The sequence below is a fragment of the Bacillus sp. Marseille-Q3570 genome, from assembly GCF_946151055.1.
Taxonomy (GTDB): domain Bacteria; phylum Bacillota; class Bacilli; order Bacillales; family Fictibacillaceae; genus Pseudalkalibacillus.
Window position 1 is genome coordinate 55,617 of the sequence record NZ_CAMGYZ010000018.1, and the last position, 23,231, is coordinate 78,847.

Sequence of the window (23,231 nt, forward strand, 5' to 3'; positions counted from 1 at the left end):
TAAACACTACCATAAGTAAATAAATAGTAGTATTGGGTCACAAACACTAAAAAAATTCTGTCAGTCATCTCGCAAACGGGGTTATTTTCCCGATTTGACGATGCAGGAAGCCTATGACATTTGTTGTGTTTAATGATCGATTGTAACAGCCAAACCATTCGCTAGACTAAAACTGTGCTTTAAAAAAGCAAACTGCTTGCCAGCTTCAACAAGAAAACGGGATTATCGCATCATTTTTCCATTGTTTTTTTAAAAAGGACATCAATTCGGGAATGATTCAGAATGAAATATAGGGATATAGGTACGGAATTATTACTTGATAGTGCTATAAAAGTACTGTGGCTTACAGATCCATGACAATATGCAACAAATTCCCGAAAAAATTTTATGATAAAATTTTACATAATTCAAAATATTTTAAAATCAGGAGGGGATTGGTAAGATGTCGAAGTTGTACTGGAAGAAGTTCACTTACGCATTGTTGGCTGTTCTTTTGTTGTTTTCACTGGCTCCAGCTTCTGGGGTTGCAAAAAAAGACAATCCTGATGAATTGAAGGAATATGATGTCGGAACCCACGGGATGGTATCCACCTCACATACACTGGCATCGAAAGTCGGAGCAGACGTATTGAAAAAAGGTGGGAACGCAATGGATGCGGCGATCGCGATCCAATTCGCACTGAATGTCGTGGAACCGATGATGTCTGGAATCGGTGGCGGCGGCTTCATGATGGTTTATGACGCTGAAGCGGATGACGTCACGATCATCAACAGCCGTGAAAGAGCACCAGCCGGAGCCACACCTGATATGTTCCTTGATGAAAATGGGAACATCATTCCTTTTGGCGAACGTTCGACCCACGGAAATGCTGTCGGAGTTCCTGGCACGTTAAAGGGGTTGGAAACGGCTCATGAAAAATGGGGGTCAAGGTCGTTGCAGCAATTGATCACCCCGGCGATCCACCTTGCAGATAAAGGCTTTGCTATCGATGAATATCTAGCACGTATGATTGCGTCGAATGAGGACAAGCTCTCTGCCACTGCTGCTAAAGATGTCTTTTTACCAGATGGCGAACCTCTTGAAGCTGGCGAGTGGCTTCAGCAAAAAGACCTTGCAAAAACCTTGAAGTTGATCCGTGCTTATGGAACCGATGCCTTTTATAACGGAGAAATCGGGCAGGCTCTTGCTGATGTTGTGCAGGATTTCGGTGGAAGCATGACGACAGAAGATCTTGCAAACTATGATGTGACAGAAGATGAACCGGTTTACGGTGATTATAAAAATTACGAGATTGCAAGCATGCCACCGCCAAGCTCAGGTGGTTTGACGCTCTTGCAAATGCTTAAGCTGTTGGAAGACTTCGATATCGGGCAATACGGTGAAAATTCCGTTGAAAAATACCACTTGTTATCGGAGGCGATGAAGATCAGTTACGCGGATCGGGCAGCGTATATCGGGGATCCGGAGTTTGTTGATGTCCCGATGAATGGTATGCTCCATCCGGATTATATCGAGGAAAGACGGGCGCTGATCGATCTGGACGAAGCGAATCAGAATGTCGAAGCCGGCGACCCATGGCAATATGAAGATGCAGAACCGGCGATGGATGTCGTCGAGCAAGCGGATGATAAGGAGATGGGCGAGACGACCCACTTCACTGTCGCCGACAAATGGGGCAATGTCGTTTCCTATACGACAACGATTGAACAGGTATTCGGTACAGGAATCATGGTCCCAGGTTACGGCTTGATGCTGAATAATGAAATCACAGACTTCGATGCTCGTCCAGGTGGAGCAAATGAAGTACAGCCGAACAAACGGCCGATGAGCAGCATGACACCGACGATGGTGCTTGAAGACGGTAAACCAGTCTTGACGCTCGGTTCACCTGGTGGTCCACGGATCATCGTTTCCGTTTTGCAAGTATTCCTGAACCTGGTCGAGTATGACATGGGACTGAAAGAAGCGATCGAGGCGCCGAGAATCTATAACTCGCACACTTCAGCCATGAACTGGGAAGAAGGCATTCCATCCGAAGTACGTTCTGAACTAGCTGCGATGGGTCATACGATCGGATCCCAGCTCACGATCGGAAACGTCCAGAGCATCCAGATCGATTATGACAAAGGTCTATTCTACGGGGCATCCGATTCCAGACGGATTGGAGCCGCTATCGGAATAAACAAACCAGGAAAGTCACATTCTAAATAACAAAAAACCAGCCATAAGCATTCAACGCTTGTGGCTGATTTTTTTCGCATTTTTTACGATCACATGACGCATGGCCCGATAGATCACACTTCCGCTGAAAAAGCCGATTGCATAGATGAGCCCGACTTGAAGCCCTTCTTGAGCAAAACCGATCGCGAACCCGACGGCAGCCATGAGCAGGGGGATATTGAGTAAACGCATTTTTGCCTCCTTACAAACATTGGGATAGTATCTTTATATCCAAATCTTTTCCAAACAAGCCGTCCCTTAAGGATTGTTAAAAAATTCAGATTATTGTACACTGGTAATATCCGAATGAAAAGGAATGTGATGTGGATGCAGGTATACAAAGGTGGAGCTGCCGGACTGAACAGCGTCTTGTTCATCGGCAAAAACTATCGCGTAAAAGCAGTCAATCACAACGGAAAACTTGAAGCAAAAGTCCAACCGCTCCATAAGGGTGAAGGCAAGCTGGATACCTTTCTGAACAAAATTCCTTTAGTCAGAGGCGTCTGGTCGATCGTCAAAGCGATGATGAATGTGTATAAGCAGGTCGTCCTGGCATTTGCGGCGCTTCTTTTATTAGGAAAAGCCTTACCAGGTGGACAGGTTGCCAGCAGTGTGCCTTTGACGGAAAAGGAATGGTTCTTTTCAGCAGCATTGATCGTTGTAGCGGGTCTGGTCATCCGGTTCACGAGCATTTCCAAGTATCACGCGGCTGAACATATGGTTGCGCATTGCGAGGACAAAAACCTACCGTTGACCTATGAAAATGTGGCGAACCAGCCAAGAGTCCATCCGCGCTGCGGGACGAATCTTGTCGTGTTCATCGTGTTCAACACCATACTTCTTTCCTTTTTCATGGAGAGTATGTTCCTCACCATGCTGATTGCGTGGAGCATCGGCTATGAAATGTTCCGTATGAAGAGAAACCGCTTGAAGCCATTTTATAAGCTAGGCTCTTTCCTTCAATACTACTGTTTCACGAGCGAGCCTGAGGAAAAACACCTTAACATCGCAATCGAAAGCATGAAAACGTTAAAAAGCGTAGAAGCATGATTCATAAAATCATAAGCTCCCGAACCGGGGGCTTTTTTGCTGTGTTCCTCTTCAATAAAGAATGGAAAAAATAACATTCCCAAAACAGGTTGTAAAACGCTTTCATCTATTTTATACTTTACTAAATCGATTTACTAAATCGTTTTAGTTACTTGACGAATAACAGATAGATTAGGAGATTTTTTATGAATAGGATTACGATAGCTGATGTTGCGAAGCATGCAAAAGTTTCAAAAAGTACAGTATCCCAATATTTGAATCAACGCTATGACTATATGGGGGAAGCAACCAAAGAACGGATCAAAAATGCGATCGACGAGCTTGGATACAGCCCCAACATCATGGCAAGAGGCTTGAAGCAGAAATCATCGACCACAATCGGTGTCATCGTCGCCAACATCTTGCACGTTTTCTCTACCCAGGTCATCCGGGCAATCGAGGATTTCTGCAATGAAAAAGGGTTCCACGTGATTGTCTGTAATGCGGATGATGATCCGGACAAAGAAAAGAAGTATATTGAAATGCTCTGGGCGAAACAGGTTGATGGCATCATCGCCTTTCCGACCGGAGGGAATGTCGAGCTGTACAGAAAGTTGGTCAAGGCACAATATCCTTTGATTTTCATGGATCGACTCATTCCGGAACTCCCAATCAACACCATTCTACTTGATAATGAAAAAGCTTCCTTCCTGGCGGTGAAGGAATTTGTGGATAAAGGTTATGACCGGATCGGGATCATCTCCCCGCCACTCGACCAACAGATCACGCCAAGGATAGAACGGGTTGAAGGATTCAAGAAGGCGTTGGAAACATATGGACTGCCTTACGAACCGGCTCACGTGATCAGCGGGGAGATCACTGACATGCAGACGAAAATTGAAACAATGATGAAAGGCCCTAATCCTCCGAACGCGATATTTGCTGTCAATGACCGTACGTTAATCGAATTGTTGACATATACGAAAAAACATCGGATCAGGATACCAGAAGAGTTGGCACTGATCAATGTTGACGATGTGTCCTTTGCCAGCATATATAATCCCTCTTTGACGACGATTATGCAACCTGCATTCGAAATGGGGACGAAAGCGGCAGAAATGCTCTTCCATCTGATGATCGATAAAAACGGCGATGATGAAGCCGGGATCTTCCGATTCGAACCGAAGTTGGTTGTCAGAGAATCTTGTTGAAAAAATCATAAAGAAAGGTGAATGCAATGGATAAGATCATCAATACAGTTGCTTCAGAAATACAAGAAGTGTTGGGCCGCGTAGACGCTGATGAGGGGGTCAAGTTGGCCGACGAACTAACTAAAGTGAACCGGATTTTTGTTGCGGGAACCGGACGTTCAGGGTTGATCGCAAAAGTTTTTGCCATGCGGATGATGCATAGTGGTTTCCCGATATATGTGGTCGGCGAGACGATCACCCCGAGTATCGAAACCGGTGATTTGCTGCTGCTGATCTCAGGTTCTGGCAGTACAGGGAGTCTTTTGGAATACGCTGGAAAAGCGCAGGATATCGATGCGAAGGTGGCGCTAGTGACCACGAATAAGGATTCAGCGATCGGCCGGATCAGTGATTTCGTACTTACGATACCCGCAGCGACGAAGAAGAGGCTGGTAACGGAGCCAGCTACGATCCAACCGCTGGGAAATCAGTTTGATCAAGCTGCTCACCTCCTTTTGGATGCCATCGTTGTTTATCTTCTAGAACAGCAGCCTGAAGAGAAGATTCATTCAATATTAAGTCAAAAACATGCCAATCTTGAATAGGCAGGTGAGAGGCCAATGATAGCAATTGAACAAATCAGGTCAGTAATCATGGCTGGAGCATCTTTCATAGTCTCTCCGACTTTAAATGTGGAGACGTTCCTCATGTTGAAGCAATGTTGACTGGAGGGGTGAACCTCGAGAATATGGGCGATTACCTGGCGTATGGCAGTTCAGCCGTAGGGATCGGAAGTAACCTTGAAAAATGCAAAAGCGTTGCAAACCAAGGAAGATTACAATCGATTGGAAGAAAGGGCACATCAATTCAGAACAATAGTGGAAGAGATTAAATCGTGAAACAACCTATGAACAGGGAGGTATACGAACATGTGCAAGATCAAATACGGTTTCATTTTTCTGATTTTTGCAACAATTGCAATCGTTTCTGGTTGTAATCTGGATGAAGCAGATCCAAATGGGGATGGGAAAATCAAAATCATTGCTGCCCATAACCAGACAGATCCTGAAAATCCATTCCAAACCGGACTGATGAAGTTTAAAGAAGTGGCTGAAGAACAATCCAATGGAACGATTGAAGTCGAGGTACATGCCGGGACGTTAGGAACAGAGGAATCCCAGCTGGTGGAAAAGCTTCAACTTGGGGCAGTCGATGTCGTCCTTGCATCTCCTGGTTTCATGACACAGACGGGGATACGGGAAATCGATCTCTTTTCTGCACCTTATCTGTTCAACAGTTATGAGCACTGGCTGAAAGCTGTCGACGGAGAAGTCGGAAAGGAAATGGCTGAGATCATCAATGAGAAATCCGACAATTCTTTCAAACTACTAGGTTATTGGACAGCCGGTGTCCGTCATTATTATGGGAAGAAACCGATCGAATCAGTAGAAGATCTGAAGGGTGTTTCATTACGGACACAAACATCTGGAGTCATCTCTGATTTTTGGAAGAAAACAGGGGCGATCCCGGCCAATATCGCATGGGGAGAGCTGTACCAAGGACTTCAACAGGATGTTGTCGACTCCTCTGAAAACGCTTACCCCTTTTTCGTCCAACAAGCGCACCACCGGACGCCGAATGGAAAATATATAACCGAAACAGCTCACGATTATACGACACGACTGTTATTGACCAATGGTGAAAAATTCGATGATTACTCGGAGGAACATCAGGAAATCATCCTGCAGGCAGCTGAAGAATCAGTGAAAGCAGAACGTGAAGCCACACTCAAACAAGACATTGAGTATAAGGAGAAAGCGATTGAAGAAGGAGCGGAAATCAACGAGATTGATAGAGAACCGTTCATTGAAATCGCTGATCCGATACTGGATGCCTATGCGAAAGAGATCGGTGTGACCGATTTATTGAAAAAAATAAGAGATCTTGATAACAGCTAGGAGGGAATACCTGTGAAACGTTTTGTACGTATCCTTGAAAGGTTGCAATTGACAGTCGGTATCATATTCCTATGCATTTTCTTTATCGTCATCATGATGCAGATCATCACCAGACATTTAGGCATTTCTTTGATCTGGACAGAGGAAGCAGCCAATTATTCGTTCATATGGGCCATCTTCATGGGAGCGGCGATCATGGTCAACCGTCGTGAGCATTTCAACTTTGATTTTATCCTCAAGAATTTGAAAGGGAAAAAGAAGACCTCGTTAAGTATTTTCAATGACCTGGTCCTCATCGCTTTCAACACATACATTTTGTTATTAGGGGTCCAGGTTGCGGTGGAATTTTGGAATTATACATGGGCATCGATCCCCGAAATGAAAATGGGGTATGTATGGATTTCAGTACCGATCATGGCAGGAACGATGCTCATTTATTCCTTTTCACATTTGATTGACCATGTACAGGCAGCTAAAGCGAAGGAGGTAAGTGGGTGATGGGATTTATATTATTAGGTCTATTCATCGTATTGATGCTGATCGGGGTGCCGATTGCGTTTGTCATCGGCATCGTCGCATTACTGGGTGTTTCCGGCATCCCTTACACACCAGAAGCTACGGTTTCGATGAAAATGGTCAATGGCCTTGATTCCTTTGTCTTACTGGCTGTACCATTGTTCATCCTTGCCGCGAATCTGATGAACTCGGGGAAAATATCTGAGAAATTGATCAACCTTGCTCTTGCGATCGTGGGCCCGATACGTGGTGGTCTTGCACATGCGAACATCCTTGTATCAATGATGTTTGCCGGGGTATCCGGAGCCTCACAGGCTGATACGGCCGGCGTTGGAAAAATCCTGATCCCGAGCATGCGGAAAAATGGGTATGAAAAAGAAACAGCAGTCGGGGTCACAGCTGCCTCTTCTACCATTGGTGTCGTCATCCCGCCAAGTATTCCGATGGTCATCTTTGCGGGGCTGACCAATGCGTCCATCGGTGCATTATTTCTTGGGGGCATCGTGCCAGGGATCATGATTGGTCTTGCTATGATGATCCTGATCTACATCATCGCTATGAAACGGAATTACCCAAAAGCAGCAAAAGTGGAATTCAAGAAATTTTTCCGATTGTTCGCTGAAGCGATCCCGGCTTTATTAACACCTGTCATCATCATCGGTGGAATCATTTCAGGCTTTTTCACCGCTACAGAAGCAGCGGCGATCGCCTCCTTATATACGCTGATCGTCTGTATGTTCTACTATAAAACACTAAAGGTAAAAGACTTGCCGAAGATTTTGTTCGACACTCTGGCTTTAAGCTCATTATCGTTATTTGCTTTAGCTGCGGCAAGCGCGTTGGGAGAATTATTGAGTTACTATAGGCTGGGGACGATGGCACAGGAATTCTTTACGAACCATATCGGAGCAGAATGGTTATTCATCCTGATCATCATTGCCTTCTTCCTGTTTATCGGGACATTCATGGATGCCATCCCGGCCATGATCCTTTTCGTACCGGTCATCCTGCCGACAGCGCTGGAGTTTGGAATCGACCCTGTCCATCTTGGTCTGATTGTTGTCATCACGTTAGCTGTTGGACTGATCACGCCGCCATATGGTTTGTGCCTGTTACTCGCAGCAAAAATCGGGAACATGTCCATCGAACGGTCTTTCGTTTCGGTCGTTCCATTTATCGCGATCATTCTTGTCGTATTGGTATTCATTGCTTTCTTCCCGGATATTGCATTCTATATCCCTAAGATGTTGAATCCTGGTTTATTTTAATTAAGTAAAAAGGAGAACAGCAGATGAATGATAAACGTAAGGCAGCAGAAGAGGCTGTAAAGAAGCTGAAGAATGGTATGACAGTAGGGTTAGGATCGGGGTCCACTGTAGAGTGGATGCTCAAAAAGTTGGGTGAAGAGGTCGGAAAAGGGCTTCAAATCACGGGCATCACCACTTCTAAGAAAACAGAACATCTTGCCCGAAAGTATGGCATTCCATTGACCAGCTTATCAAAGACCACGCATGTTGACATAGCAATCGACGGGGCTGATGAGGTCGACCCGGATCTGAACCTTCTAAAAGGCGGAGGTGGAGCATTGGTGAGAGAAAAGATCGTCGCTTCCCTGGCGGAACAATTGATCATTATCGTGGATTCATCGAAAATGGTATCCCGATTAGGATATGCCCCGCTGCCTGTTGAAGTGGTCCCGTTCGGGTGGGAGGCCACAGTAAGGAAGATTGAAGAATTTGGTGGCCGACCATCTTTAAGAAGAACGGATGGACAGGTCTTCGTTTCAGATAACGGCAACTACATCTTGGATTGCCGATTCGATCAAATCGAACAGCCGGCATTGTTTCATGAAAAATTGAAGCAGTTGACCGGTGTTGTAGATACAGGGTTATTTCCAGCGATGGCAGATCAAGTGATCATCTCCAGGGATGGAAAGATTGAAACCTTATCATGATTGTATGTTTGGAGGAATTAATGTGAAAGACATTATTACAATAGGAGAAGCAATGATCACTTTCAATCCTGGTTCGACTGGACCTATGAAATCTACTGGGACAATGAAGGATTGCCGTACTATGAAGATGTGCAAGCAAGACTCGGTGAAATCGAGCGTATCGAACGGTAAAGTGAGGTTTTAATATGAAACTGCAATTAGCATTGGACAGGTTGACGAAAGAGGAATGCTTCCGGATTGTTGAGGAAACGAAGGGAAGCATTGATATCATAGAGGTGGGTACAGGTGTCATCAAAGAATATGGGATGACTGTTGTACGGGAGATGAGGAATCGCTTCCCGGATCATGTGATTCTTGCGGATATGAAAACATGCGATGCGGGCAAGCATGAAGCAGATCAGGCATTTGAAGCAGGGGCTGATATCACAACGGTCATGGCCTTTTCCGCCGACCAGACGATCACAGACACATTGAAGGTCGCAAACGATGCGGAGAAGCAGATCATGATCGATTTGTTGGAAGTCCATGAAAAGGAAAAGGTTGCTGCACTAGAAAAACTCGGTGTCCGTCTTGTAAGCCTTCATGTTGGGAAAGACAAGCAAACAGACGGTGTCTTCGATACCGAATTATTTTCCTTGATCAATGAATTCGATTTTGAAGTAGCCGTGGCAGGTGGTGTGAATCTGGACTCCCTGCCGTCGATCCTACAAGAAAAGCCGGATATCATCATTGTCGGCAGTGCAATCACCGGTTCTTCTCAACCGAAGGAAATAGCCGCAAATATGAAAAAGATGATGGATGAATTTAGTGAGAAATAACTGTTAAGCAAGGGGGTACTGACGGCCTCTTTGCTTTTCTTTATGTTTTTGTTATTCGTCTTCCGGATGTGCTACAATCAGATAAGAATTTTACGAGCGGAAGAAGGAAAATCATATGGCAAAACAAGCCTTACCAGTTCAAAAAAACGATATCATCGACGTCACGTTCGAAGACCTGTCCCATGATGGAGCGGGAGTGGCGAAAGTCGATGGCTATACACTTTTCGTACCACGAGGACTTCCAGGTGAAGAAGCGAAAGTCAAAGTCATCAAGACGAAGAAAGGATTCGGATTCGGAAAGCTGTTGGAGGTGACGAAGGAAAGCGAACATCGTACTACCCCTCCATGCCCGATCTACAACCAATGTGGTGGCTGTCAGCTACAGCACCTGACGTATGAGGGACAACTCGAATACAAGCGGAAGCAAGTCCAGGACGTCATGGAACGGATCGGAAAGCTGGAGGATGTCAACGTACTACCTGTCTTAGGCATGGACGACCCATGGCGCTATCGCAACAAAGCCCAGGTCCCTGTCGGTGAGGAAGAAGGCGGACTGATCACCGGTTTCTATCAAAAAGGAAGCCACCGGATCATCGATATGAAAGAATGTCTGATCCAACAGGAAGCGAATGACCTAGTCGTCCAGACGGTAAAAGAGATCGCGAACAACTATGGAATTAGGGCTTATGACGAACGTAGCCATAAAGGAACGCTCCGTCATGTGATCGCGAAATACGGACAGAATACAGGGCAGATCATGGTCGTCTTGGTGACGAAAGGAAAAGAACTGCCGAACAAAAAGAACATCGTTGCTGATATCGTCGATCAGATTCCCAATGTCAAATCGATCGTCCAAAACATCAATCCGAAGAAAACAAATGTGATTTTCGGGGATCAGACGCGTGTACTATGGGGCGATGAGTATATTTATGACACGATCGGCGACATCCAATTTGCGATATCAGCCCGTTCCTTCTATCAAGTAAATCCGACACAAACAAAAGTGCTTTATGATAAAGCGCTGGAGTACGCTCAATTGGAAGGGAACGAAACGGTGATTGACGCATACTGCGGTATCGGTACGATCTCGCTGTTCCTCGCACAAAAAGCGAAGAAAGTGTATGGCGTTGAAATCGTTCCAGAAGCGATTGAAGATGCAAAACGGAATGCAGAACTGAACGAAATGGAAAACGTGGAATTTGAAGTAGGAGAAGCTGAAACGATCCTCCCAGCCTGGTATGAGAAAGGGATCAAAGCAGAAACCCTCGTCGTCGACCCACCACGAAAAGGCTGCGACGAAACCCTGCTCAACACGATCCTCGATATGAAACCGAACAAGGTCGTATACGTATCCTGTAACCCAGCAACCCTTGCTCGGGATCTCGCTATTTTAGAGCAAGGTGGTTATAAAACAGAGCAGGTCCAACCCGTGGACATGTTCCCGCATACGACGCATGTGGAGTGTGTGACGTGGTTACAGAAGAAAATGTGAAGCACGGGAGAAACAAGCAACGCGTTCACTTGTCAGGTGCAAAATGCATGTCAAAAAGGCTTAGAGGAAAATCTCCTCTAAGCCCATTTCTTTTAATATAGATATATCCTCCCTCCATTGGAGTGGGATTTCGTTTTTGACTTTATGCCAGCGTCACTAAGTAGTCCTTTAATTTAATTCTGCCATATTCACCTGTTTTTAGGTGAAATAACTGTTTTAATAAAGGAAAAGCTGGAGATTAACTTATGGATGGTTCCCCGATCGTATTGTTGAAATATGAATGTTCTACATATTTTTGCTTTGCTGAAGAAGTTTGGACTTTCCTGTACGTTCCCATTCTTCTACTGTTTCATATGCTTTTTCAGGAGAATATCCTTTTCCAACAAGAACTCCCATTAGAATGAACTCTTGAAGAATGTGTGTCATATTAATTCCTCTTTTAACGTCTTCCAATCCTTCTTTTACCAAAAATTCTGTATACCTTATCCATTCATCTGGAGTTTTTCCATTAACTACTGTATTTCCAATTGCGTTACCTTCTTCTGCAGCCATTGCATCTGCTTTAGTCCTATGGACTGTGCCGAATGGATGGTTTGGTGGGGCATATATGGAGTATAGTTTTAAAGGGACATTTCCTGTATTTGTGACATTGTGCCACATACCAGCCGGTATCATAATAGCAGAGTCATCAAAAATTCTCCTTTGAAAATTCAAATTATCTCTACGTTTACCCATTTGTACAATTCCCTGGCCTTGTTCAACTCTTAAAAATTGATCAACATCAGGGTGCACTTCCAAACCAATATCTTCACCAATATTGAGACTCATTAATGTAACTTGCAAATGATTACCTGTCCATATTGCTGTACGATACGTATTGTTTTGCTTGGTGGCTTCATTGATATTTATAACAAATGGGTTTGGTCCATAATCTTTTAACATAATCTTTTTATAACCATAAGATGGCCAATATGAACAAAATGCCTGATTAGGATCAGCCCAATAACCGGAAGGATTTCTGTAAGTATTCATTGGTACATCCGCATAATAAGGATCTTGATACATAAAGGGTGCGCGGTACATATTCCTCAATCCCTTCAAATTTGTTAATTGTTATTTACAAATTATCCTATGTATTTTAGGAGAGGAGTGTACTTGATGTAATATTCATCCATGTTTTTATTGTTGAATGATATCTTTGTGTATTCAAGGTACATTTTGATGCCTTTTTTATACACTAATAGGGGAAAGATTTAGAATTAAAGCTTCACAACCATAACATCTTTTCAGAAGCAGGAAAGTAAGGAATGGAGGAGGTGGACATACAAAGCAAACCATGTATGAGAATAGATTAAGACAAAATGCTGAAAACTATGGAGCCAAAGGTGCTTTAAATGCTTCAACATTAACCTTGTCTCGTATGTTAACCTATGCTTTACAAGATGAATTTCTTGCTCAGGCTAGATATAATGATATTCTTTTAAACTTTGGGTATATACGTACATTTGCCCAAATCCAAGAAGCCGAATTAAGGCATATTAGTGCTTTGCTTCCTCTTTTTGAACGGTATCAAGTACCTATACCTGAAGACATTTCAAGAATGTTTGTCACTACCCCGGAATCTATAAAAAGCGCTTTTGCTTTTGGAGTACAAGGTGAGGTAGAGAATATAAGTATGTATAATAAATTTCTTTCTTTAAATATTCCAACGGATGTAAGAACTATATTTACACAGTTAAGAAATGCATCAATGAATCATTTAAATGCATTCGAAATAGGCCTATCCCGAAATTGAAAGAATGGGGACGGTTCTTTTGCTTCCTTCCAATCGGGTGAAGGAAAAAAGACCGTCTCCTATTTTACTTCTTGACAGGTTTGATAGAACATGAAACAATCTATTATACTACCATTAATTTCCTTTATATCCCTCAAAATGAATTTTTCCACAAAAATCTTATTCCCCATTCACTCCTTGAAAAATGAGTACCCATGAATGAACTATGCCGGGCTTTAAAACACCTCTTCTTTACTCTTCACACCAATCTACTAACACCTGTTTTTTTCTTTCTCCATATGTTTTAACCATTTGATCATCTATAGGATTCATAAGAATATGTCCAACCTATCTAGTAAATTAAAAATTTTAGGAGGTTTCATTTAGTGGGTCATGATATTTCTGGATTCAATAGAGCAGGAGAAGAAATTGCTTATGCTCGCTTTAGTATGGGGAATTTTTACGCTAGTATATTGTATAGTTTACTGGATGCCGAAGATTATAATGCAGGAGTCAGTGGGTCAGGTGCCAGTTCGACTTTTTCAACACAACAAATTGAAAAGGCTTTGAATGCCGGCAAGGAATTATTCAATAATGAAGGCTCTTCCTTGTCAGAAGGTGATTCTTGGGATCAAAAACAAATCCTCAATTTTGTGCGAAACTGTTTAACAACTGCGAAAAAAGAAGGGAGTGTAAGAGTTTCTTTTGGCTAATATGGACTGTATCAGTTGAATTTTGATCATGAAAGGAAGCACGAGAACCGTCCCGAAATAAAATGAGGACGGTATACATGCTTTACTTTAAAAGGAAGCATGAGAACCGTCCCTAAGATTATGCATACATCTCCGATGACTTCTTCGCTTTCAAATCAAATCGATCTGCATTCATAACCTTCACCCATGCGGCTACGAAGTCATGTACGAATTTTTCTTTGTTGTCGTTTTGGGCGTAGACTTCTGCCAGGGCACGGAGTTCGGAGTTTGATCCGAATACGAGGTCGACGCGTGTGGCTGTGCGTACGACTTTTCCTGTTTTGCGGTCGCGTCCTTCGTAATGGTTGTATCCTGCTGGCTTCCACTCGATGTTCATATCAAGCAGGTTCACGAAGAAGTCATTTGAGAGTGTGCCGACACGGTCTGTGAAGACACCGTGCTCTGTGCCCTTGTAGTTTGTACCAAGCACACGCATACCGCCGATCAACACCGTCATTTCCGGTGCAGTAAGACCTAACAGCTGAGATTTATCCACTAACAGTTCCTCTGGGCTCAACGTGTATTCCTTTTTCTCATAGTTTCGGAAACCGTCTGCCATCGGCTCTAATACGTCAAAGCTTTCTGCATCTGTCTGCTCTTCAGTTGCATCACCGCGTCCTGGAGCAAATGGAACGGTCACCTCAACGCCAGCATCTTTTGCCGCTTTTTCGATTGCTGCGCTGCCGCCAAGAACAATCAAGTCCGCAAGGCTCACTTTTTTATCTAGCTGGCTTTGGATCATTTCATAGACCGAAAGCACTTTTGCAAGATGCTCCGGCTCATTCACTGCCCAATCCTTCTGAGGAGCAAGACGGACGCGTGCACCATTTGCACCCCCGCGCATGTCTGATCCACGATATGTGCTTGCAGAAGCCCATGCCGTTTTCACTAGCTCACTGACGGATAGGCCAGAATCCAGGATTTTTGCTTTCAAGTCAGAGACTTCAGCATCTGTCAGTTCATAATCGACAGTCGGAATCGGATCCTGCCAGACAAGATCTTCTTTTGGTATTTCAGGGCCAAGGTATCGTGATTTTGGACCCATGTCACGATGGAGCAGCTTGAACCATGCACGTGCGAAAACATCTGCGAATTCATCCGGGTTCTGATGGAAACGACGTGAAATCTTTTCATAATCAGGGAACATACGCAACGCCATATCGGCTGTCGTCATGAACGTCGGAACTTTTACAGATGGATCTTCGGCATCTGGGGCAAGATCTTCTTCTTTAGGGTTTACAGGTTTCCACTGATTTGCCCCTGCAGGACTCTTCGTCAATTCCCATTCATAACCGAATAACAAATCATAGTAACCGTTATCCCACTGTGTCGGATTCGCTGTCCACGCCCCTTCGACACCGCTCGTGATCGTGTCGCGGCCTTTACCGCTTCCATGGGTGCTTTTCCAGCCTAAGCCCTGGTCTTCGATATCCGCGGCTTCCGGTGCTGCGCCGACATGCGCTTCAGCATCACCTGCGCCGTGTGCTTTACCGAATGTGTGGCCTCCGGCTATGAGTGCAACGGTCTCCTCATCGTTCATTCCCATCCGGGCAAACGTTTCACGGATGTCGCGTCCACTTGCAACTGGATCCGGATTTCCGTTTGGGCCTTCTGGATTCACATAGATGAGCCCCATCTGAACGGCAGCAAGCGGATTTTCCAGCTCGCGGTCACCTGAGTACCGGTTGTCACCAAGCCATTCTGTCTCATTACCCCAGTAGACATCTTCTTCCGGATGCCAGACGTCTTCACGTCCGCCACCGAAACCGAACGTCTTCAAGCCCATCGATTCCAGCGCGACATTACCCGACAGGACAAGCAAGTCTGCCCATGAAATCTTGTTTCCGTATTTTTGTTTGATCGGCCAAAGCAAGCGGCGCGCTTTATCAAGGTTCGCATTATCAGGCCAGCTGTTCAGCGGTGCAAAGCGTTGTTGACCCGTGCTCCCGCCTCCGCGTCCGTCACCAGTACGGTATGTACCGGCTGCGTGCCATGACATACGGATAAAGAGGGGTCCATAGTGTCCATAGTCTGCAGGCCACCAGTCCTGGCTGTCTGTCATCAATTCATGAAGGTCTTGCTTCAGAGCATCATAGTCAAGCTTCTGGAACTCTTCTGCATAATCAAAGTCTTCACCCAACGGATTCGTCTTCGTGTCATGTTGACGAAGGATGTTCAGGTTCAGCTGGTTCGGCCACCAGTCCTTATTGGTTGTCCCGACTTTCGTCGTCGTGACCGCACTTTCTTCCTTCGATTTTGCACCTGTGAATGGGCACTGGCCAGCACCAGCTTTGCTGTCATGCATTTCGTTCTTGTCCATTTAGCATGCTCCCTTCTTTTATGAGTGAATCAAAAATTATAATCGCTCTTACATTATAATTATAATAAGAAATGGTTGAATATGAAAGCAAGATGAATGAATTTTCAAAAAATTAATAGAACAGTAAAAATGATAGAATCGGATTTACATAGGTTGAAAGTATAAGGTCCTTTCCCTAAATACTTTTTTGACTTTTTTTGTCCGTAACTTCAGCTTATGACAGAACCGGCAATTCAAGAAGGGTTTGACCCTGAAAAATCGAATAAGAAAAGAGAAATGATTTGGAGGGATTGGATGTTCGAATATATAAAAAAGATCATTGAAGAAGAAATTTCAGGAAGACAGGCTTTTCGGTATGCCGATCGGATTGCGCAATATCACCGCATTCAAGCCTCTCCAGGGTATAGGGAAGCGGCAGGTGAAGTTTTGAAAATATTACAGCGTGATGGCATGGATGCTGAACTGGTATCGTATCCAGCCAGGTTTGGCGAACGGTTTTCATCACATTTTTCATTTAAAGAATGGAAGTGTGAAAGTGCAGAGCTTTGGATCGAAACGCCGCAACGTAAAAGGATTGCCAGATTCGAGGAAGAAGAAATCTCAGTTGTGCAAAGGAGCATTTCAACACCAGGAGAGGGATTAGAGGCTGAACTGGTTATCATCGAAAATGCAGAAGAAGAGAGCAGTTATGACGGTCTGGATCTGGAAGGGAAGATTGCGCTTGTAAGAGGAAACCAGTTCATCATTCATGCCTTAGCGGTTGAAAAATATAAATGTGCGGGATTGATATTTGATAATCTTGCCGAATTCAAACCGATCCGAACACGTTGGGATTTACCGGATACACGACAATACACATCCTATTGGTGGCATCGTGAAGAGGAAGTGAAGTCCTTCGGATTTGTCGTATCACCGAGGATCGGTGAAGAACTTAGGAATCTAGCAAAAAAGCATACGGTCCGATTGAAGGCAAAGGTGGAAGCTGAACTGGAAGACGGTCAATTTGAAAACATTGAATACTTCATACCTGGTAAAAGAGAGCAGGAAATTCTACTAGTCAGCCATTTGTGCCATCCGTATCCAGGAGGGCAAGATAACGCATCCGGTCCCGGTACATTGATGGAAGTGATGCGGACTTTGACACGGTTGATCAAGGAAGGCAAATTGTCACAACCAGAGCTTGGGATCAGATTCTTGATGATGCCTGAGATGACCGGAACGGCTGCCTATTTTCATCTGAACGAAGAGCGGATTCCGAATACAATCGCAGCGTTGAACATGGATATGGTAGGAGCGGATCAAACGAAGGGCGGGGGTCCATTATGTGTTGAACAACCGCCAATGGCTGTACCGACTTTTCTGGACAGATTCGCCTACAATTTAGTAGAAGATACGACTAGTAACACAACTAACTTTACCGGTACTACGGAATATAGTACGGTGCATCATGTCAAAACCCGTTTTTCTGGCGGAAGCGATCATTATATCATTTCGGATCCCACAATCGGAATTCCTTGTCCGATGCTTATTCAATGGCCAGATAAACATTACCATACGACATCGGATTCTACGAAAAATCTTGATGAAAACATTATGAAATTGATCGGCACGGTAACCGCTCTATATGGTTACGGTTTAGCAAATGGAGAAGAGGATGAGTGGATTTCGTACACCCTGCAGCATATGGGCAAGGTCGGCTCATATTTGAATGAGGCAAAAGAGTCGCTGACGAAATCCAATCTATCCAAAAAGCGATTTCATGATGCATTCTCGTTTTATGTTCAATATGAAGAGGACGCCTTATCCCAGCTCGACCAATATGCGAAGGTTCGTCACTTCAACAGCCTGCAAGAGCAAATTGAACAGCTGAAAAATCTGATTGAAAAGCAAGCCGATATACTTTTTACAATAGGAGAGCGGCAATTTTCAGAGGAAACAGAGAAAAATGGAAACCATGATTGGATGAGCGCCATATATGAAAGGAATCATAAGGGTCCAGTCCGCCTGGTTGATGAAATCAGTGTCCTTTCTCTAGAAGAAAGATACCATTGGTTGAAAGAAGTGGAACCAAACATTCCGCTTGGTTATGCTGACTTTATTTTATATTGGATGGATGGGAAGCGGACAGTCCAGGAAGTGCTTGCTTTGACGTATTATGAAACAGGTCAGTTCTTCACGGATTATGTAAAAGACCTTCTGGAACTCTACTTGACAGTCGATGTCATAAATAAAGTCGGGGAGATTAAAGTATGACGATGGTAACGAGTCTGGACACGCCGACATTGCTGCTGGATTACGATAGACTTATGAAAAATATAAACGATATCGCAAACTTTTCAGAGGAACATGACCTGTCTTATCGCCCGCATATAAAGACACATAAATCCATTGAAATCGCGAAGCTGCAGATTAAAGCGGGAGCTGTCGGCATAACGACCGCTACAATCGTTGAAGCAGAAGCAATGGCTGCTGGCGGAATCGATGACATATTGATCGCCTATCCCATTTCCAGTCCGTACAAGATTGGTAGAATGATCAAGCTTTTACAACAAGGTGTTAAACTTAAAGTATCAGTAGATAGCACGGAGCAGTTAGCCTATTTGCAAAAGGAACTTGATCACACACCATTTTCGATGGAAGCATGGATCAAAGTGAATTCCGGGCTGAACCGATGTGGGGTTGAACCAGGAAAGGACGCTCTGGTTTTAGCGAAGGAAGTTTTATCGCATTCCAAGATCAGGCTGGGTGGTATTTTGACCCATGCCGGACATTCCTATGCTGCTTCGACCTATTCAGAAATTGAACAAATTGGAGTTCAGGAGGGACGGGCAGTCGTAGAAAGTGCTGAGGAATGTGAAAAAGCAGGGATTCCAATACCCGTAAGAAGTGTCGGTTCCACTCCCACCTATAAAATTTCAGGAAAGGTGCCTGGGATCACCGAAACCAGGCCCGGAAACGCTGTGTTTTTCGATGCAATTCAAGTAGGATTAGGTGTTGCAGACTTTGAAAACTGTGCATTGATGGTCTTGGCTTCTGTAGTAGGTGTTCATCAAGATCGGATTGTATTTGATACAGGAAGCAAAACGCTTTGTTTGGATAAAGGTGCACACGGAAATGATACCGTGAAAGGTTTCGGCCACATGATCGGCCATCCAGAAATTACGCTGGAACGGTTATCAGAAGAACATGGAATCGGTACATCCACACAAAAAAGTGCCTTGAAATTGAATGATAAGGTAAGGATCATTCCAAACCATGCGTGTACAGTAGCAAATCAGTTTGAAGAATATATTGTACATCAAAATGGGAAGGTATTGGATACTTGGAAGGTTGATGGATAATTGGCCTGGAGGAATCCAAGAAAAGGATTCCGTTTAGGGCAAACAAGTACCAAAGTCTCCCCAGCTCAATATACGACTGATAAACACGACTCTCATTATGAAAGCCGTGTTTATTTTTTAGTACTACTAAATTCAAAATTAATTGGATTAAGTAAATGACAATAGTATAATTATAACTTGACAATCAGTCAGGTAATGGGTGTCTTGATACAAGAATCGAAACATTTTATAAACAATAAGTACAACAAAGCCATAAAGATAAATTTTATTCAATATGAGGGGAATACATAATGGAGTCAAAAAAGGCGTTACCAATACTTTTTCTTGTCATGTTCATGGTCATGGTCGGATTCGGAATAATCATTCCGGTCTTGCCATTCCTCGCTGAAGAGGTGGGAGGAAGTCCGTTTGAACTAGGTCTATTGATGGCGGTTTATTCGATCATGCAACTACTCTTCGCTCCGATGTGGGGGCGTATTTCAGATCGAATCGGCCGGAAGCCGGTCATGATGTTAGGTGTAGCTGGACTAGCGATTTCATTTTTCATCATGGCTATGGCAGATTCGCTATGGGTTTTATTTGCCGCCCGGATTATCGGTGGTTTCTTATCATCGGCTAACATGCCGACGACCATGGCTTATGCAGCAGATATCACAACTCCAGAGAACCGTGGAAAAGGGATGGGGATCATCGGAGCTGCCACCGGACTTGGTTTTATTTTCGGACCCGCGATCGGCGGTGTATTTTCAAAGACAAGTCTTTCGATGCCGTTTTATGTTGCAGGAATTTCATCGGTCATCACCTTGATTTTAGTGCTCATATTAGTGAAAGAGTCACTCCCTGCTGAGAAAAGAAACGAGTTTTCGAGAAAGAGGGGTTCGGTCTGGAAAGCATTCGAAGGACCACTCTCCATTCTGTTCATTTTACAATTGATCGTCACCCTTTCACTGGCTGGCCTTGAAGCGACTTTCGCCTATTTTGCAGCTGATAAGGCAGGAATAACCACGGTCCAACTTGGCTATATCTTCATGATCATGGGGCTGGGCAGTGCCATTGTGCAAGGGGGATTGGTCGGACCGATGACAAAGAGGTTCGGTGAAGGTGCGGTCATCCGGGTAGGCATTACTGTATCGGCGATTGGATTCGTCCTCATCTTGTTTTCTCGTGATTTCTGGACAACCACCCTCTTCCTGACGATTTTCGGATTGGGGAATGGCGTTATCAGACCGGCGATCTCTGCCCTTCTGACCAAACAGTCAGACACAGGATATGGGAGTGTCACAGGTTTGCTTTCGTCTTTTGATTCATTCGGCCGGATTGCAGGACCTCCTCTAGGCGGCTGGTTATTTTCGATTGCGATCGGTCTCCCATTCATTGCAGGAGCCATCTTATCCATATTCGCGTTGCTCCTCTACCAGGTTTATCGTTTGCAAACGAGAAGAGTGAAAGAAACAGTATAACTGACCTGAATTTTTGTTAATTAACGAAGGATGTCAGGAAAATATGTTGATATAGAAAGAAAAATTGATAGTCTTCATTCAACAAACGGGCCGCATTGTGGAGTAAGGTTTACAGCTCGGATTTTGGGTGTTAACGGACAGGAGAGCCGTTATCTGTGACGAAAACGCTACTCTCCGGATGCTAACGGACACCAGAGACGCTATTCGTTAAAAAGTAGGTTGTTTTTGATGATTTAGGAGCAAATAAGGTCTCCTGTGTCCGTTAGGTTTAGTGAAAATACATATTTTATAGAAATAAGGTCCTCTATGTCCGTTAGGTTTATGAATGAGTCATTTTTCCTCGAACTGAGGCGTTGACTATAGAAGGATAACGCCTTTATGTGTCTAGTATCGTATCCTCTTTTCTTTTGAAGACATTGTTTCCATTCTGATTTCTTTTCAAATGAATCCCCTTTCGTTATAGTACTAGTAACATCAGAAAGGAAGATGGATATGGATTGGGTGAAGAAAACGTTTCAAGAGTTGACGAAAGAGGAATTATATACGATTTTGCAAAAGCGTATGGAAGTATTTGTGGTTGAACAGGAGTGTCCTTATCCAGAAGTGGATGGGCGTGATGAGGACTGCTTACATATATGGTCAGAAATTGAGGGGGAAATGGCAGCATACTGTCGGCTTGTGCCACCCGTTCAAAACGAAGACCACTATTCGATTGGCAGAGTACTGATCATGAAACCTCACCGTAGGCAGGGGATCGCCCGTGAGATGATAAATGTTGCGATTGGCGTTCTGGTGCAGGAGTTTGGTGTAAAGTCGATCGCATTGCATGGCCAGGAGCACCTGCGTCACTTTTATGCTTCGTTTGGATTTAAAGAAGTGACAGATGTGTATTTGGAAGACGGGATTCCACATGTGGATATGCTGATGGAAGTGACCGAGAGTGTATATAATTCACCCGGCCAAAAATAATCATTTAAAACACAAACTGTAAAGTGGTGGCTCCATGAATATTATAGAAAAATTTGCTGATGTACCTAAAATAGAAACGGAACGTCTCATCCTTAGAAAAATCACATTAGATGATGCAGAAGATATGTATTCATATGCTTCGGATGAAGAGGTGACGAGATTCGTAACCTGGAACACTCATTCTTCCTCATCAGATACCATTGAATTTATAAATTCATTTTTACCTCAATATGATGCTCCATGGGGGATTGAGCTGAAAGAAAATGGCAAGTGTATTGGAACAGTCCACTTTGTTTGGTGGCAGCCAGAACATAAAGCTGCTGAAATTGGATATGTCCTATCTAAAGAATACTGGGGCAGAGGTTTGATTACCGAAGCAGCCAGGGCAGTCATTACTTTTGGTTTCGAAAGTATGGACTTAGTTCGGATCCAGGCGAGATGCTTTTTAGAAAACAAGGGTTCAGAGCGTGTTATGGAAAAGTTGGGTATGTCATTTGAAGGTATAAGTAGAAAAGGAATGTATGTTAAAGGGGAACATAAAGACTTGAAGGTGTATTCCATCATAAAGTTTTAAATGAATGGTGATAACAAGCATTGACGCAGTATAAACAAAGTCATGTAGAGCGTTATATTTTTTGTTTTTACACGACTTTAAACTGATAAAAGAAACGGGCTTAGAGGAGATCATCCCCTAAGCCTTTTTGAATGTGGATCAAAGTGCAACTAATGGTTCAGCCTACACCTGAGGCTTGTCTTTGCCAGGTTTTCTATATCCTATCTTAAATCCGATAAGCCACTGTTTATGATGTTGTTGAGGATCTCAGCCATATCTTTTGGCGTTTTGTTCATCCCGTTTTCCAGCCACTTTTTGATTACATAGATACTTCCGCTCACAAAATAAATGCTGATGTATTCGAAGGTTTCCTGATCCAGCTGGTTCTCAATCATCAGGTTTTTGAATATGAATTCCTTTGTAATCATCATCCCTTTCTTTTGAAAATGGATATCGCTATTCTCACTTAGAAGAGTTTGGCATATTTCGCTTTTATCCGCGATATACTCGAAGAGCTTCTCTGTCATCTGGTAGGCTTCATCTTCTTTTGAGAAGTTGTATTCGGTAAGTGTCGCAACCATATCCTCAATGAACTCTTCTTCAATGAAATGAAGCAAATCGTATTGGTCTCCGAAATGGGCATAAAAGGTGGAGCGATTGATGTCCGCGAGCTCACATATTTCCTTGATGGTAATGCTTGAAATCGGCTTTTCCTTTAATAATTTCAAGAGACTATCCTTCAAAACCATCCGTGTATATTTTTTTCGTCTATCCAATTTATCAGTCAATCGTATCGATCCTTTCTACTGTTTTCATAAAAAGTTCAAGAAGTTATCCAACAAAGTATGGTTTTGTGTTGGGAAACCAACGCAAATAACACAACT

General features: G+C 43.7%; 22 protein-coding genes. 18 read left to right on the forward strand and 4 right to left on the reverse strand.

Features of this window, described 5'->3' with window-relative positions; all coding sequences use genetic code 11:
* Positions 1 to 442: 442 nt before the first annotated feature.
* Positions 443 to 2,212, forward strand: a complete 1,770-nt coding sequence (ggt, locus tag N8M93_RS19825; protein WP_261134365.1) for a gamma-glutamyltransferase — start codon at positions 443 to 445, stop codon at positions 2,210 to 2,212.
* A 21-nt stretch (positions 2,213 to 2,233) separates the two neighbouring features.
* Here the strand turns inward: ggt and N8M93_RS19830 are convergent, their stop codons facing one another.
* Positions 2,234 to 2,413, reverse strand: coding sequence for a hypothetical protein (locus N8M93_RS19830; protein ID WP_261134366.1), 180 nt, complete (start codon positions 2,411 to 2,413; stop codon positions 2,234 to 2,236).
* A 135-nt stretch (positions 2,414 to 2,548) separates the two neighbouring features.
* Between N8M93_RS19830 and N8M93_RS19835 the strand changes: the two genes are divergently transcribed.
* The 10 genes from N8M93_RS19835 to rlmD all read left to right on the forward strand — a co-directional run bounded on the left by N8M93_RS19835 (position 2,549) and on the right by rlmD (position 11,178).
* Positions 2,549 to 3,271 carry a DUF1385 domain-containing protein gene (locus N8M93_RS19835; RefSeq protein ID WP_261134367.1) on the forward strand — a complete coding sequence of 241 codons (723 nt, stop codon included), beginning with the start codon at positions 2,549 to 2,551 and terminating at the stop codon, positions 3,269 to 3,271.
* 185 nt (positions 3,272 to 3,456) lie between these two features.
* Positions 3,457 to 4,461: a LacI family DNA-binding transcriptional regulator gene (locus tag N8M93_RS19840; protein ID WP_261134368.1), complete on the forward strand. Its 1,005-nt coding sequence runs from the start codon at positions 3,457 to 3,459 to the stop codon at positions 4,459 to 4,461.
* A gap of 26 nt (positions 4,462 to 4,487) precedes the next feature.
* Positions 4,488 to 5,045, forward strand: coding sequence for a 6-phospho-3-hexuloisomerase (gene hxlB, locus N8M93_RS19845; protein WP_261134369.1), 558 nt, complete (start codon positions 4,488 to 4,490; stop codon positions 5,043 to 5,045).
* Positions 5,046 to 5,369: 324 nt separating this feature from the next.
* Positions 5,370 to 6,398: a TRAP transporter substrate-binding protein gene (locus tag N8M93_RS19850; protein WP_261134371.1), complete on the forward strand. Its 1,029-nt coding sequence runs from the start codon at positions 5,370 to 5,372 to the stop codon at positions 6,396 to 6,398.
* Between the two features lie 12 nt (positions 6,399 to 6,410).
* Positions 6,411 to 6,896, forward strand: coding sequence for a TRAP transporter small permease (locus N8M93_RS19855; RefSeq protein ID WP_261134372.1), 486 nt, complete (start codon positions 6,411 to 6,413; stop codon positions 6,894 to 6,896).
* Positions 6,896 to 8,182, forward strand: a complete 1,287-nt coding sequence (locus tag N8M93_RS19860) for a TRAP transporter large permease (protein WP_261134396.1) — start codon at positions 6,896 to 6,898, stop codon at positions 8,180 to 8,182. Before N8M93_RS19855 ends, N8M93_RS19860 begins: the two co-directional genes overlap by 1 nt.
* Positions 8,183 to 8,205: 23 nt before the next feature.
* Positions 8,206 to 8,868 (forward strand): ribose-5-phosphate isomerase RpiA, encoded by a 663-nt coding sequence (rpiA, locus tag N8M93_RS19865; RefSeq protein WP_261134373.1) that lies wholly within the window; start codon positions 8,206 to 8,208, stop codon positions 8,866 to 8,868.
* Between the two features lie 22 nt (positions 8,869 to 8,890).
* Positions 8,891 to 9,052, forward strand: a complete 162-nt coding sequence (locus tag N8M93_RS19870; RefSeq protein ID WP_261134374.1) for a hypothetical protein — start codon at positions 8,891 to 8,893, stop codon at positions 9,050 to 9,052.
* A gap of 1 nt (position 9,053) precedes the next feature.
* Positions 9,054 to 9,686: a 3-hexulose-6-phosphate synthase gene (gene hxlA / locus N8M93_RS19875; RefSeq protein ID WP_261134375.1), complete on the forward strand. Its 633-nt coding sequence runs from the start codon at positions 9,054 to 9,056 to the stop codon at positions 9,684 to 9,686.
* Positions 9,687 to 9,801: 115 nt separating this feature from the next.
* Positions 9,802 to 11,178 (forward strand): 23S rRNA (uracil(1939)-C(5))-methyltransferase RlmD, encoded by a 1,377-nt coding sequence (gene rlmD, locus N8M93_RS19880; RefSeq protein ID WP_261134376.1) that lies wholly within the window; start codon positions 9,802 to 9,804, stop codon positions 11,176 to 11,178.
* Between the two features lie 285 nt (positions 11,179 to 11,463).
* Here the strand turns inward: rlmD and N8M93_RS19885 are convergent, their stop codons facing one another.
* Positions 11,464 to 12,261, reverse strand: a complete 798-nt coding sequence (locus N8M93_RS19885; protein ID WP_261134377.1) for a cupin domain-containing protein — start codon at positions 12,259 to 12,261, stop codon at positions 11,464 to 11,466.
* 253 nt (positions 12,262 to 12,514) lie between these two features.
* On the opposite strand from N8M93_RS19885, the gene N8M93_RS19890 reads away from it, so the two are divergent.
* Both N8M93_RS19890 and N8M93_RS19895 read left to right on the forward strand, forming a co-directional pair.
* Complete coding sequence (locus N8M93_RS19890; protein ID WP_396125739.1) at positions 12,515 to 12,973, forward strand: hypothetical protein; 459 nt, start codon at positions 12,515 to 12,517, stop codon at positions 12,971 to 12,973.
* A gap of 365 nt (positions 12,974 to 13,338) precedes the next feature.
* Positions 13,339 to 13,665, forward strand: coding sequence for a hypothetical protein (locus N8M93_RS19895; RefSeq protein WP_261134378.1), 327 nt, complete (start codon positions 13,339 to 13,341; stop codon positions 13,663 to 13,665).
* Between the two features lie 118 nt (positions 13,666 to 13,783).
* On the opposite strand, the gene katG is transcribed toward N8M93_RS19895, so the two are convergent.
* Positions 13,784 to 16,024 (reverse strand): catalase/peroxidase HPI, encoded by a 2,241-nt coding sequence (gene katG, locus N8M93_RS19900; protein ID WP_261134379.1) that lies wholly within the window; start codon positions 16,022 to 16,024, stop codon positions 13,784 to 13,786.
* Positions 16,025 to 16,318: 294 nt separating this feature from the next.
* Here katG and N8M93_RS19905 point away from each other — a divergent pair, with 294 nt between their 5' ends.
* From N8M93_RS19905 to N8M93_RS19925, 5 genes are all read left to right on the forward strand, one after another.
* The gene (locus N8M93_RS19905; RefSeq protein WP_261134380.1) at positions 16,319 to 18,277 is read left to right on the forward strand and encodes a DUF4910 domain-containing protein; all 1,959 of its coding nucleotides are present in this window, start codon (positions 16,319 to 16,321) and stop codon (positions 18,275 to 18,277) included.
* A complete protein-coding gene (locus tag N8M93_RS19910; protein WP_261134382.1) occupies positions 18,274 to 19,365 on the forward strand; it encodes a D-TA family PLP-dependent enzyme in 1,092 nt (363 codons plus the stop codon). Before N8M93_RS19905 ends, N8M93_RS19910 begins: the two co-directional genes overlap by 4 nt.
* A 290-nt stretch (positions 19,366 to 19,655) precedes the next feature.
* Positions 19,656 to 20,825 (forward strand): MFS transporter, encoded by a 1,170-nt coding sequence (locus N8M93_RS19915; protein ID WP_261134383.1) that lies wholly within the window; start codon positions 19,656 to 19,658, stop codon positions 20,823 to 20,825.
* Positions 20,826 to 21,317: 492 nt separating this feature from the next.
* Positions 21,318 to 21,794: a GNAT family N-acetyltransferase gene (locus N8M93_RS19920; protein WP_261134384.1), complete on the forward strand. Its 477-nt coding sequence runs from the start codon at positions 21,318 to 21,320 to the stop codon at positions 21,792 to 21,794.
* Positions 21,795 to 21,828: 34 nt separating this feature from the next.
* Positions 21,829 to 22,368: a GNAT family N-acetyltransferase gene (locus tag N8M93_RS19925; protein ID WP_261134385.1), complete on the forward strand. Its 540-nt coding sequence runs from the start codon at positions 21,829 to 21,831 to the stop codon at positions 22,366 to 22,368.
* Between the two features lie 200 nt (positions 22,369 to 22,568).
* Here the strand turns inward: N8M93_RS19925 and N8M93_RS19930 are convergent, their stop codons facing one another.
* Positions 22,569 to 23,075: a TetR/AcrR family transcriptional regulator gene (locus tag N8M93_RS19930; RefSeq protein ID WP_314728313.1), complete on the reverse strand. Its 507-nt coding sequence runs from the start codon at positions 23,073 to 23,075 to the stop codon at positions 22,569 to 22,571.
* Positions 23,076 to 23,231: the final 156 nt, after the last annotated feature.